Genomic DNA, 11,742 nt, shown 5'->3' with positions numbered 1-11,742 from the left:
CGACATGCGCACCTTCAGAGAAACCATCGACTACCTTCGCCGCCCGACCTCCTTATGGGTCATTGTCATTGCCATCGTTACCATTTCGACCACCCTTCAATTTGTGTTCCCCGAACAGAAATGGACACCCGGACATCTGGCGCTGAATCTGTGGTTCACCTCGGTATTGACGGTCACATCCTTTTTTATGGTGATGTTTTTCAGGGCGGTTGAGCGGGAAACCTTCTGGAAACGGGTGGTCTACAGCTATTTGTCTCTGACTCTTGCCGCCGCGGTTGGTTCCTTTATTGCGATTGCCGGAATTGCTGTCTTTGCTCCCGGCGTTAATCCTCCCCACCCCATTCCGCTGATGTTTCTGAGTAACTGGATGGTCACACTTATTGCCGGAACGGTGGTCAATATTTACAGTTACTACGCCATCCGGCTCGAAAATCTGGCCCACGAACTGGCAGAAAAACAGGTGAACGAACAGCGCATTCTGAACCTTCAGGCCAAGGCGAGAATGGAAAGTCTGAGGGCACGTGTGAATCCGCATTTTCTGTTCAACACCCTCAACTCCATTTCCAGTCTGGTATACACCAATCCGGAACTGGCCGAGGATATGATTCAGAAGCTGGCCAATCTTTTCCGTTTTTCCCTCGATCACGAAGGGGATGATCTGGTCGATCTGAAACGGGAATTGCAGATTGTGAGAAATTACCTCGACATTGAAAAAGTGCGTTTAAATGACCGCCTCATTTATTCCATCGAAGTAGATCCTGAACTGGAGACCATGAAAATACCCCCTTTCCTTATTCAGCCGCTGGTCGAGAATGCCATTAAGCATGGTCTCACCAAAAAGTCGGGCGGTGGAACCCTGGTGGTAAGTGCCGCACGAAACACGGGTTTCTGGACCATTACTGTCAGCGACAACGGTGTTGGCTTTAACGGCACCATTCCGGAAGACCGTTTCGGATTAAGGGGAGTCCGTGACCGCCTGCTGCTGCACTACGGACCTTCAGCCCGGCTCGAGGTGATTCCGGGTCACGGCGCCACTGTACAATTAACCCTTCCCACTCAACCAAAACCAGTCCATGAAGCCTCCCTTTAAAACGCTGCTGGTGGATGACGAGAACCTGGCTCTCGATCGGCTCACCCGTTTACTGAAACCCTATCCCGATCAGATTTCTCTGATTGGTACTGCATCGGATGGACGGGAAGCCATCGACCGGATCGATAACCTGAAACCCGACCTGGTATTTCTCGATGTTCAGATGCCCGAACGAAACGGGTTCGAGGTCCTTCAGGAAATCAGGCATCAGCCCTGGATTGTTTTCACCACCGCTTTTGATGAATATGCGCTGAAAGCCTTCGAAACCAACTCCATCGACTACCTGCTTAAACCCATCGATAAGGAACGGCTGGCTCTGGCCATGGAGAAACTGAACCGGTTAACGCTTTCTGACCAAACGGTGCTCGAAGACCGGCTGAAAGGTTTGATCCAATCGATTCAGACTCCACAGGCCACCAACCGGATCCGGATCAGACTCGGCGATAAAATCCGGTTCATCAACCTGAACGACATTGTGTTTTTCCAGGCGACCGATAAGTATGTGGGTGTCCACACCGTCGATGAAGTTCACCTGATTGATGACACACTGTACCAGCTTGAATCCCAGCTCAGGCAGTCCAATTTTGTCAGGATCCACCGGTCCACCCTGATCAACATGGACTATGTGCTCGAGGTGTTTAAGTGGTTCGGGGGGAAATACAAGGTCCGGATGAAGGACAAAGCCCGAACCGAACTGGTGGTGAGCGCCGGCATGAAAGACAATCTGGGAATCTGAATCAACCGGATAGGGCAGAACGGTTTTCTTCCCCTTTTCCAACCCGCTGATCCGCCTTCAGCCCCCTCTGGTTTCATCTGATCAGGCAGATTTACCGACCAGCATTGGAATCCGATTTAATTTTTGGGTAACATTCGGTTGGGAATCGGTTAATCTTCCATTCGCACTTTTGCAGGATGAACCAGACTCCTCAGTCAAACGGTATGACCAAACGACCCAACATTCTTTTTATCTGCGGCTCGATTAATCAAACCACGCAGATGCACCAGATTGCCCAACAGTTACCCGAGGCCACCCATTGGTTTTCACCGTACTATGCCGATGGATTTACCGACTGGCTGCGAAGGGCCGGATTGGCCGAAATGTCGGTCCTGGGCGACAAGCACCGGAACCGGTGCCTGGGTTACCTGAAACTGCATGATCTGGCCATTGATGACGGAGGAAAACGAAACGACTACGACCTCGTCGTCACCTGTTCCGATCTGGTAATTCCAACCAATCTCCTCGATAAACGCGTGGTCCTCGTTCAGGAGGGCATGACCGATCCAGAAGAGTTTTGGTATCATGTTGTGAAAACCTTCCGGTTTCTGCCACGATGGCTGGCCAGCACCTCAACCACCGGACTGAGCCATTCTTACGACCGGTTTTGCGTGGCCAGCGAAGGATACAGACAGCTCTTCATCCGGAAAGGCGTGACTCCGGCCAAAATCGCCGTTACCGGAATCCCGAATTTTGACAACATGAGACGGTTTCTGGATAACGATTTCCCCCACCGTCATTTCGTTCTGGTCTGCACCAGTGATTCACGGGAGACTTTCAAATTTGAGAACCGGAAGGCATTCATTCTGGATGCAGTCCGCATTGCCAACGGCCGGCAACTGATCTTTAAGCTGCATCCCAACGAAAATTTTTCACGGGCCACCCGCGAAATCAACCGGTGGGCTCCCGGGGCGCTGGTTTACACGTCGGGAAGCGCCGAACACATGATTGCCAATTGTTCGGTCCTGATTACCAAGTATTCATCGACTGTTTATGTGGGCATTGCGCTTGGCAAGGAAGTGTATTCCTGGTTTGATCTGGATGAACTCAGATCCCAATGCCCCGATCAGCATGGACGGGCAGCACAAAACATCGCTGCGGTTTGCCGGGAGGTATTGGGCGCACCGGCCACTGCCCGTAACGAACCCCGAAAAAGTTTACTTCCCAATCCGGTTAAACAACTGGCGACGGTCATTGCCGGACGTCTTTTTTCATCCTGACCATGCGACTCACCATTGTGGTCCAGGCACGGACCGGTTCTTCACGATTACCGAACAAGATTCTCATGCCTCTGGCAGGGAAACCCTTGCTTCAGCGGCAACTGGAACGGATTCAGGCTGCTGACACTGGGGCTGATCTGATCGTTGCGACCACCGACTCACCGGCCGATGACGCGGTCCGTGATTTATGCAGGGAACTGGGGATCCGGTGCTACTCGGGGCACCCGACCGATCTGCTTGACCGGCATTACCGGGCTGTTTCTGCCACCCGACCCGATGCAGTCGTGAAAATTCCCAGTGATTGTCCGCTCATCGATCCGGAAGTGATATCACTGGTTCTTGATTTCTATCGCTATGCGTATCGGGATTATGATTTTGTCAGCAATCTGCATCCGGCCACCTGGCCAGACGGAAACGATGTGGAAGTCATGAGTTTTGCGGCTCTCGAAACCGCCTGGAAGGAAGCAAAGAAACCCCACGAGCGTGAACACACCACGCCCTTTATCTGGGACCAGCCCGACCGGTTCCGGATTGGAAACGTGATCTGGCCTTCCGGACTGGATCTTTCCATGTCGCACCGGTTCACCATCGATTACCCCGACGATTATGAATTCATCCGGTCGGTATATGATGACCTGCACCGTGAAGGAGAACCTCCATTCGGGGTAAAGGCCATTCTGGACTTGCTGGAAGCGAAACCAGACCTTCTTAAACTCAATGCCCGGTTTGCCGGAGTGAACTGGTATCGTCATCATCTTGACGACCTGAAGTCGGTCACCGCCGCCGACACCCGACATCCGGAATCAAATTAACCAGAAAAAACGACACCCATGACCCCCGACAAACTTCACGAACTGGAATCACTGGCCCTGAAAGTCAGGGAACATATCATCCGGCTTTCCACCAACGGCGGCTGCTTTATCGGCGCCTCGCTGTCCTGTGCCGACCTCATTGTTTACCTCTACAAGGAAGTGCTCTCGGTTCAGCCCGACCAGGTGAACGATCCTGACCGCGACTATCTGCTGCTCTCGAAAGGTCACGACGTTCCGGCCTTGTATGGTACGCTGGCCGAACTCGGCTTTTTCGAAAAGGAACGACTGGCTAACCACCTTCACACAACCGATTCCATTTACTGGCATCCGAACCGTGCAGTTCCCGGCATTGAATTTCACAGCGGATCGCTGGGTCACCTGCTGTCGGTGGGAGCCGGAATCGCCATGGATATGAAAATGCGCGGAAAGAAAAACCGCGTGTTCGTAATTCTCGGCGATGGCGAGTTGAACGAGGGTTCCATTTGGGAAGCCTGCCTCGTTGCCGCCAACCTGAAACTGGATAACCTGGTTGCTATTGTAGATCGGAATGAGTTTCAGGCGAATGTCCGCACCGAAGACCTGATGCCGCTGGAGCCCCTGCCAACCAAGTTCGAAGCCTTTGGCTGGCAGACTGCCCGGGTGAACGGACATGATTTCCAGGCGCTCGAAACCGGATTTAACTTTCTGCCCCGGAACACCGGGAAACCATCTGTGCTGATAGCCAATACCGTCCGTGGCAAAGGACTTCCATCCATCGAAAAGCGAGCCGATCGCTGGTTCGTGAACTTTTCTCAGGAAGAAGTGGAAAACCTGCTGAAGGAATTGCACGGCCAGGCACAGACGCAGTTAACCAGCGAAACCCTGATGGTCAGATAATCCCATGAAAACCTACGAAGATTTTTTACGCGAGTACGCACAGCAAAACGATTCTCTGGTGGTCATGACCGCCGAAAACCGGGCCGCCATCCGGAACCTGCCTCCCCATCTCGGAAACCGGTTCATCGATGTGGGAATCTGCGAACAAACCATGGTTGGCATGGCAGCAGGACTGGCTCTCCGGGGTCGCAAGCCAGTCATTCATGCCCTGGCCACCTTTCTCACGCTTCGGGCTTTTGAATTCATCCGCACCGATATCGGCATTCCCGGTCTTCCCGTCACGCTGGTCGGCGGTGTTCCAGGCTTCTTGTCGGATGGCAACGGACCCACACATCAGGCCATTGAAGACATCTCCATTCTCCGCGGCATCCCCAATATGCAGGTGTTCTGTCCGGCCGACGCGGTCGAACTGGCAGCAGGAATTCCCTCCATCATCGACTCGGGTAAACCCTGCTATATCCGCTATTACGGCGGACCAGCCGTGGTTGACCATCAGCCTTTCGAATACGGAAAAGCCGAGTGGCTGGCCACCGGAACCGATGTGGCGCTGCTGAGTTACGGATTTCTGATCCGCGAAGTCATGAGTGCCCGGAAAAAACTCGAGGCAGCCGGTTATTCAGTCAGTGTCATCAACATGCGGATGCTCAGTCCGGTTGATGAGGAAACCATTTTACGGGCAGGCCGTTCACACCAGTTGGTTGTCACCATTGAGGATCATTTCCTGAAGGGCGGATTGTACAGCATTGTATCTGAAGTCTACATGAAATACCTGTATGATCACAACTGGGGATCCTCTGAAACGCTGATGATGCGTGAAACGAACATGCCCTATTTCACTTACCATGAAGATTACCGGCTGGCAAAGGTTTATCCCATCGCTCTGGAAAACCGCTGGTTTAAGCCTGCCCTGCTAGACAGGGTGCTCGATCATGAAGGGTTTACCGGCGAAAAACTGGCTCACCGCATCCAGACCGAACTGAAACAGAAATCCATTCTTCCATCCAAAAACTGACCATGTCAAACTCCGTTAAATTCAATCCGGCTTACCCGGTCATTACCGAATCGAACCGTTGGTTCGACCGTGCCAAAGGCCTGATTCCGGCCTACACGCAAACCCTGGCCAAGGGACCTCAGCAATATGTTGAGGGGGTGGCTCCCAAATACCTGAAACGGGGCAAAGGGGCCCGTGTCTGGGATGCCGACGGGAATGAATATCTCGACTACCAGATGGGAATTGGTCCGCTGTCACTGGGATATGCATTCGATCCGATTGATGAAGCAATTAAAGCGCAACTGGCCGATGGGATCACCTTCAGTCAGATGCACCCGCTCGAGGTGGAAGTGGCTGAACTGATCCGCGATACCGTTCCTGGTGCCGAGCGCATCCGGTTCAGCAAAACGGGCTGTGATGTCACCACGGCTGCCATCCGGGTGGCCAGAGCCTTCACCGGGAAAAACAAGGTGCTGTGCTGCGGATATCATGGCTGGCATGACTGGTACATTGCCGTCACCGACCGGAACAAGGGCATACCGGAATCAACCCGTGACATGAGCTTCACTTTCAATTACAACGACATCCAGTCGGTAATCGATTCACTCGATGGAGACATTGCAGCCATCATTCTGGAACCTGTGGTTTTTGAAGCACCAAAGAACAACTTCCTGCATCAGCTGCGCGATTTGTGTAACGAACATGGCATTGTACTCATTTTCGATGAAATGTGGACCGGTTTCCGTCTGGCACCCGGCGGGGCCCAGGAGTACTTTGGAGTACGGGCCGATCTGGCGTGTTTTTCCAAGGCCGTCGCCAACGGAATGCCCATTTCGATGCTGACCGGCCGTGCCGATCTGATGGACTTGCTTCATGAAGATATTTTCTTCTTCACCACGTTCGGAGGTGAAGCTTTGTCACTGGCTGCGGCAAAGGCCACCATTCAGTTTATCCGGGACCATCAGGTCCCTCAGGTGCTTGCCTCCCGTGGCAAACGGATCCGGGAAGGATACAACCAGCTTGCAGCCGATTTGAACATGCCTTATACCCGGTGCTCGGGTTTCGATGTGCGAACCATCGTCTCCTTCGATGCAACGGCAGGAAATCCGCTCGAAATGAAATCGCTGGTTCAGCAGGAACTGATTAAACGAGGCATACTCTGGGGCGGATTCCACAACATGAGCTTCAGTCACACCGATGCCGATGTGGACTATACCCTGTCTGCCTTTACCGAGGTGCTTGCCATCTTGAAGAAAGCCGTTGATGAGAAAAACGTGGCCGGTTATCTGAAAGGAAAACCGGTCGGTCCCGTGTTCAGAAAAACCAGCAACTTTAACATGAAGCCAAAATCCTGATGGAACCACTGTTTGATCTGACCGGCCGGGTTGCCGTTGTCACCGGTTCTTTGGGTCTTCTGGGAAAACAACATGCGCTTGCACTGGCCTCGGCCGGTGCACGGGTGGTCGTCACCGATCTGAATGCCGACGGTTGCCGGTCATTCGCTTCACAGCTTCCCGGAAATGCCCTTGGACTTGCCGCCGATATCACCAGCAAGCAATCGGTTACCAATCTGCGCGATACCATTCTGAAGGAAACCGGCCGGATCGATATTCTTGTGAATAACGCAGCCATCAATGATCAATTCGAAAATCCGAAAGCAACCGCCGACCTGTCCCGGTTCGAAAATTACCCGGTGGAGTTGTTTGAAAAATCGCTTCAGGTAAACATTCTCGGCACTTTCCTGTGCTGTCAGGTTCTTGGAACCGTTATGGCCGAAGCCGGGAAAGGCAGCATCATCAACATTGCCTCAACCTATGGAATGAACGGACCCGATCAGTCCATTTACATCCGTCCGGATGGATCACAACCCTTTTTTAAACCGCCTGCCTATTCGACGACAAAAGGGGGCATTATCGCTTTCACGAAATTTCTGGCTGCGTACTGGGGAAATCGTGGAGTTCGTGTCAACACGTTGTCACCCGGCGGAGTGGAAAACAATCAGGACGATTTTTTTATCAACAATTACAGCCGCAAAACCATGCTGGGCCGGATGGCAGCGCCAACCGACTATCACGGCGCTGTGGTTTTTCTGGCAAGCGATGCGTCGGCCTACATGACGGGTGCCAACCTTGTTGTGGACGGCGGATGGACGGCCTGGTGAGGAAAAAATGATACAACTGACTGAACAAGAACTGAAACAACGGGCCCGTGCCATCCGGCTGGTCCTGTCGGATAACGATGGTGTCATGACCGATACCGGAGTTTATTACTCTGATGCCGGCGAAGTGATGAAACGGTTTTCAATCCGGGATGGGATGGGGGTCGAACGGTTAAGAAACATCGGAATCGAAACCGCCATCATCACCGGTGAAACCTCGGGCAGTGTGAAAGCCCGCGCCCAGAAACTGAAAATGAAATTTCTCTACCTCGGGGTGAAAGACAAGGCCACGTTACTCGATTCCATCCTGACCGAAACCGGTTGCAGGATTCATGAAATTGCCTATATCGGCGATGACGTGAACGACATTGACATCATCAACCGGATTTCCCCTGTTGGTATCACCGCCTGCCCGGCCGATGCCATGCCGGTGATTAAACCGCTGGTCCATTTTCACACAACAGCTCCGGCAGGAAACGGGGCTTTCAGGGATTTCGCCGAGTGGCTCATCGGGCTGCGGCAAGAAATTTAAAAAAAAAGGTAGACTTCATGCGACAAGCCTCAATAAAAATCGGAAACCGTCAGGTTGGAGACCGGCAGCCGGTGTACATCATCGCCGAAATCGGGATCAATCACAACGGTTCACTCGAAATTGCCAAGAAACTCATCGATGGGGCCAAACTGGCCGGATGCGATGCCGTTAAATTTCAGAAACGCACCCCCGAACTCTGTGTGCCCCGCGATCAGTGGCATATCGAACGGGATACCCCCTGGGGTCGGATGACCTACATTGACTATCGGTACAAGGTGGAATTCAGCCTGGAAGACTATGCTGAAATCGACCGGTACTGCCGCGAAAAACACATCGACTGGTTCGCTTCCTGCTGGGATGAAGAAGCCGTCGATTTCATGGAACAGTTCGATCCGCCAGCCTACAAAGCCGCCTCGGCTTCCCTGACCGATCTGGATCTGCTGACGAAAAAGAAAAACACCGGGCGTCCGCTGATCATTTCCACCGGCATGTCGACCATGCAGGAAATCATCGATGCGGTCGATTCTCTCGGCACCGAGAATCTGCTGATTGCTCATGCCACCTCAACCTATCCATGTCCGGTCACCGAACTGAACCTGCGCATGATCAATACCCTCAAAACCATGTATCCCATGTGCCACATCGGTTATTCGGGCCACGAAACCGGACTGGCTCCCACCTGGGCTGCAGTGGCCCTGGGTGCCACATTTATCGAACGCCATATTACTCTGGACCGTGCCATGTGGGGCAGCGATCAGGCTGCTTCGGTGGAAATAACCGGACTCATGCAACTCGTCCGGAATATACGGGACATTGAACAGTCACTCGGTGATGGAATCAAACGGGTGTATGAAAGTGAACTGGGTCCCCGGAAAAAACTCCGCCGGGTTAAAGCAGACCTGAACGTGTAAACCGGACATGTCACCGCTGCAGATCTACCTTACAGCCGGTCTGGTGGCCTTCATGGGACTGGTCATCCTGCTGGAACGACTGTTTCCGTACACACCGGGGCAGCCGTTTTTCAGAAAGGGGCTCGTTCTCGATCTCGCCTTTTATGGCATCTTACAGAGTGTCGCTCTTGGCTGGATTATTTTTGGTCTGATTCACTGGATCGATTCGGTTTCCGGATGGTCACAAACGGGGTTGATTTCCGACTGGCCGGTCTGGGTTCAGGTCGCGTTCTTCCTCATCACCCACGATCTCTACATTTACTGGTTCCACCGGTGGCAGCACCGGTCGGCCCTTCTCTGGCGGGTTCATGAAGCCCATCACTCCACCCGTCAGGTCGACTGGATCGCGGGCATGCGCAGCCACTCGTTCGAAATCTTCATTAATCAGACCATTGAGTTTGCCCCGGTTATTCTCATGGGGGCTGCCCCTGAAGTGGCCCTGATCAAAGGAACCATTGATGGAATCTGGGGAACATGGATCCACTCAAACATCGATGTGAAAACGGGATGGCTTCAGTACGTGATCAACGGCCCCGAAATGCACCGGTGGCACCATGCCATTGAAATCACGCAAGGCGGACTTAACTATGCTACCAAACTGGCAGTGTGGGATTGGATGTTCGGAACCGCCTGGTTACCGGAAGGGAAAAAGCCATCTGGTTATGGTCTGACCGATGAGGCATTTCCCGATACCTGGACCGGCCAGCACCTGTACCTGTTCAGACCTTTTGACAAGCTGGCTTAACTGAAAAGCCGCTTTCCGCCCCGGCTCACCAGTGAGTTGGAAGACTGATCGGTGGGCATCATGATGATCTGGTTGATGTTGACATGGGAGGGACGGGTAACCACCCACAGAATGGCATCGGCAATGTCTTCGGCCACCAGCGGAGTCATGTCGGCATACACGTCATCAGCTTTTTTCTTGTCCCCTCTGAAACGTGTGGTGCTGAAATGGGTATTTACCATGCCGGGATCGATGCTGCTCACCCGGATGGCAGTACCGGTCAGATCCATTTTCATCCCCTGATTAAGCGCATTCACTGCAAACTTGGTGGCATTGTAGATGCTTCCCCCGGGATACACATCATGTCCGGCCGTGGACCCCATGTTGACCACATGCCCCCGGTTTCGTTCCACCATTCCCGGTAGGATGGCAAGGGTGACATACAGCAAGCCCTTGATGTTGGTATCCACCATCCGTTCTATTTCATCGGCATCATACCGGTAAACCGGATCCTTGCCAAGCGCCACACCGGCATTGTTTACCAGAATATCAACGGCCTTCCAGTTGTCAGGCAGAGTTCCCAGCCGATCGGCCACCGCTTTGCGGTCCGAGACATCCAGAATCAGGGGAAGGACATCGGGAGCCCCTTTCTCCAGGGACTTGCGGGCAACCGCCTGAAGCCGGTCGGAATTCCGGCCGGTCAGAATCAGACGGGCACCTGCTTCTGCAAACCGGTAGGCCGTCTGCTCTCCGATTCCCGAACTGGCTCCTGTGATCAGGGCAATGTGGTTTTTAAGCGAAAAGGACATTTTACAACTCCGGCATGAAAAAATTCTGAATCATAACGCCCATCACCACCGTGCTCAATGTGCATTGAACCATGGAAAGAATGATCACCCATACGGCCATCCGACCAAATGCCGGATTGATCATCCCGTTCAGCTGCAGCATAAAAAGTGTATTCAGCACCCCGCCCAGAAAGCCGATCATCATCAATCCGGTCATTCCAAGTTCAAGGGATGGAAGCAGTGCAATGAGGAAAACCCAGATAATGCCCGCCTTCAGGAAGTCTGAAAGAACCGGCAGTGACCAGTTTACCAAATGCTCCGGCAGGTCATCCGTCTTGATGATATAGGTACGGTAACGGTAAAACAACAGGGTCAGGACCAGATTCACCAGAATTCCGGCCGGGAGGGAGATGATGTGGATAAATTCCGGTATCATAGAGTATAAAAATGATTGAATCGGAACCTGTTATCAAGCACGCCCGGGGAGGATTTATCCCCTTTGGAAAAAATCATTGTAACACACTTGACCCGCAGAAGATTGGTTAATAAATTTGCTGTTCTAAAAATTTACAGAAAGTGGGTGAATAAGCTGCATGGTTGGAATCGTTGTTCAGGAAGGTGAAAGCATTGACCGCGCCCTCCGCCGGTTTAAGAAAAAATATGAGCGGAGCGGGGTTTTAAAGGAATTCAAGAAGAGAACCTTCTTCACCAAGCCTTCCGTTGAGCGCCGGGCCGAGATGCTGAAAGCAGTCCGCCGGGCTCAGAAAGCCAATCTGGAAAATCAGTAATCCCCACTGATACCGGTTTTGTAGTAAGCCTTCCTGCT

At 52.7% G+C, this 11,742-nt stretch carries 14 protein-coding genes; 12 read left to right on the top strand and 2 right to left on the bottom strand.

Features of this window, described 5'->3' with window-relative positions:
- Positions 1-4 precede the first annotated feature (4 nt).
- The 11 genes from HUU10_07460 (at position 5) to HUU10_07410 (ending at position 10,149) form a co-directional block, all read left to right on the top strand.
- A complete protein-coding gene (locus tag HUU10_07460) occupies positions 5-1,090 on the top strand; it encodes a histidine kinase (protein ID NUQ81435.1) in 1,086 nt (361 codons plus the stop codon).
- The gene (locus tag HUU10_07455) at positions 1,074-1,826 is read left to right on the top strand and encodes a response regulator transcription factor (GenBank protein NUQ81434.1); all 753 of its coding nucleotides are present in this window, start codon (positions 1,074-1,076) and stop codon (positions 1,824-1,826) included. Before HUU10_07460 ends, HUU10_07455 begins: the two co-directional genes overlap by 17 nt.
- Before the next feature lie 203 nt (positions 1,827-2,029).
- Positions 2,030-3,085, top strand: coding sequence for a hypothetical protein (locus tag HUU10_07450; protein NUQ81433.1), 1,056 nt, complete (start codon positions 2,030-2,032; stop codon positions 3,083-3,085).
- A gap of 2 nt (positions 3,086-3,087) precedes the next feature.
- On the top strand, positions 3,088-3,897 hold the full coding sequence (locus tag HUU10_07445; protein ID NUQ81432.1) for a glycosyltransferase family protein: 810 nt from the start codon (positions 3,088-3,090) through the stop codon (positions 3,895-3,897).
- Positions 3,898-3,915: 18 nt separating this feature from the next.
- Positions 3,916-4,773 (top strand): transketolase, encoded by an 858-nt coding sequence (locus tag HUU10_07440; protein NUQ81431.1) that lies wholly within the window; start codon positions 3,916-3,918, stop codon positions 4,771-4,773.
- A gap of 4 nt (positions 4,774-4,777) precedes the next feature.
- Complete coding sequence (locus HUU10_07435) at positions 4,778-5,785, top strand: transketolase (protein NUQ81430.1); 1,008 nt, start codon at positions 4,778-4,780, stop codon at positions 5,783-5,785.
- Positions 5,786-5,787: 2 nt separating this feature from the next.
- Entirely contained in the window at positions 5,788-7,119 is a 1,332-nt protein-coding gene (locus tag HUU10_07430; protein ID NUQ81429.1) for an aminotransferase class III-fold pyridoxal phosphate-dependent enzyme, read from the top strand.
- Positions 7,119-7,925, top strand: coding sequence for an SDR family oxidoreductase (locus HUU10_07425; GenBank protein ID NUQ81428.1), 807 nt, complete (start codon positions 7,119-7,121; stop codon positions 7,923-7,925). The genes HUU10_07430 and HUU10_07425 overlap by 1 nt, the downstream gene beginning before the upstream one ends.
- Before the next feature lie 7 nt (positions 7,926-7,932).
- A complete protein-coding gene (locus HUU10_07420; GenBank protein NUQ81427.1) occupies positions 7,933-8,454 on the top strand; it encodes an HAD-IIIA family hydrolase in 522 nt (173 codons plus the stop codon).
- Between the two features lie 17 nt (positions 8,455-8,471).
- Entirely contained in the window at positions 8,472-9,365 is an 894-nt protein-coding gene (locus HUU10_07415; protein NUQ81426.1) for an N-acetylneuraminate synthase family protein, read from the top strand.
- A 7-nt stretch (positions 9,366-9,372) separates the two neighbouring features.
- On the top strand, positions 9,373-10,149 hold the full coding sequence (locus tag HUU10_07410; protein NUQ81425.1) for a sterol desaturase family protein: 777 nt from the start codon (positions 9,373-9,375) through the stop codon (positions 10,147-10,149).
- Here the strand turns inward: HUU10_07410 and HUU10_07405 are convergent.
- Positions 10,146-10,937 carry an SDR family NAD(P)-dependent oxidoreductase gene (locus HUU10_07405; GenBank protein NUQ81424.1) on the bottom strand — a complete coding sequence of 264 codons (792 nt, stop codon included), beginning with the start codon at positions 10,935-10,937 and terminating at the stop codon, positions 10,146-10,148. The two genes, HUU10_07410 and HUU10_07405, sit on opposite strands and share 4 nt — an antisense overlap.
- 1 nt (position 10,938) lies before the next feature.
- Positions 10,939-11,352 carry a hypothetical protein gene (locus tag HUU10_07400; protein NUQ81423.1) on the bottom strand — a complete coding sequence of 138 codons (414 nt, stop codon included), beginning with the start codon at positions 11,350-11,352 and terminating at the stop codon, positions 10,939-10,941.
- A gap of 157 nt (positions 11,353-11,509) precedes the next feature.
- On the opposite strand from HUU10_07400, the gene rpsU reads away from it, so the two are divergent.
- Positions 11,510-11,704 (top strand): 30S ribosomal protein S21, encoded by a 195-nt coding sequence (gene rpsU, locus HUU10_07395; GenBank protein ID NUQ81422.1) that lies wholly within the window; start codon positions 11,510-11,512, stop codon positions 11,702-11,704.
- Positions 11,705-11,742: the final 38 nt, after the last annotated feature.

This window comes from Bacteroidota bacterium (assembly GCA_013360915.1).
Taxonomy (GTDB): domain Bacteria; phylum Bacteroidota; class JABWAT01; order JABWAT01; family JABWAT01; genus JABWAT01.
This window is presented reverse-complemented; position numbering and strand designations above follow the sequence as displayed.

Coding starts and splice junctions, on each gene's coding strand:
- HUU10_07450 (NUQ81433.1), top strand. CDS start 2,030: ATGACCAAACGACCCAACATTCTTTTTATCTGCGGCTCGATTAATCAA.
- HUU10_07420 (NUQ81427.1), top strand. CDS start 7,933: ATGATACAACTGACTGAACAAGAACTGAAACAACGGGCCCGTGCCATC.
- HUU10_07410 (NUQ81425.1), top strand. CDS start 9,373: ATGTCACCGCTGCAGATCTACCTTACAGCCGGTCTGGTGGCCTTCATG.
- HUU10_07430 (NUQ81429.1), top strand. CDS start 5,788: ATGTCAAACTCCGTTAAATTCAATCCGGCTTACCCGGTCATTACCGAA.
- HUU10_07460 (NUQ81435.1), top strand. CDS start 5: ATGCGCACCTTCAGAGAAACCATCGACTACCTTCGCCGCCCGACCTCC.
- HUU10_07445 (NUQ81432.1), top strand. CDS start 3,088: ATGCGACTCACCATTGTGGTCCAGGCACGGACCGGTTCTTCACGATTA.
- HUU10_07415 (NUQ81426.1), top strand. CDS start 8,472: ATGCGACAAGCCTCAATAAAAATCGGAAACCGTCAGGTTGGAGACCGG.
- rpsU (NUQ81422.1), top strand. CDS start 11,510: ATGGTTGGAATCGTTGTTCAGGAAGGTGAAAGCATTGACCGCGCCCTC.
- HUU10_07400 (NUQ81423.1), bottom strand. CDS start 11,352: ATGATACCGGAATTTATCCACATCATCTCCCTCCCGGCCGGAATTCTG.
- HUU10_07435 (NUQ81430.1), top strand. CDS start 4,778: ATGAAAACCTACGAAGATTTTTTACGCGAGTACGCACAGCAAAACGAT.
- HUU10_07455 (NUQ81434.1), top strand. CDS start 1,074: ATGAAGCCTCCCTTTAAAACGCTGCTGGTGGATGACGAGAACCTGGCT.
- HUU10_07425 (NUQ81428.1), top strand. CDS start 7,119: ATGGAACCACTGTTTGATCTGACCGGCCGGGTTGCCGTTGTCACCGGT.
- HUU10_07405 (NUQ81424.1), bottom strand. CDS start 10,937: ATGTCCTTTTCGCTTAAAAACCACATTGCCCTGATCACAGGAGCCAGT.
- HUU10_07440 (NUQ81431.1), top strand. CDS start 3,916: ATGACCCCCGACAAACTTCACGAACTGGAATCACTGGCCCTGAAAGTC.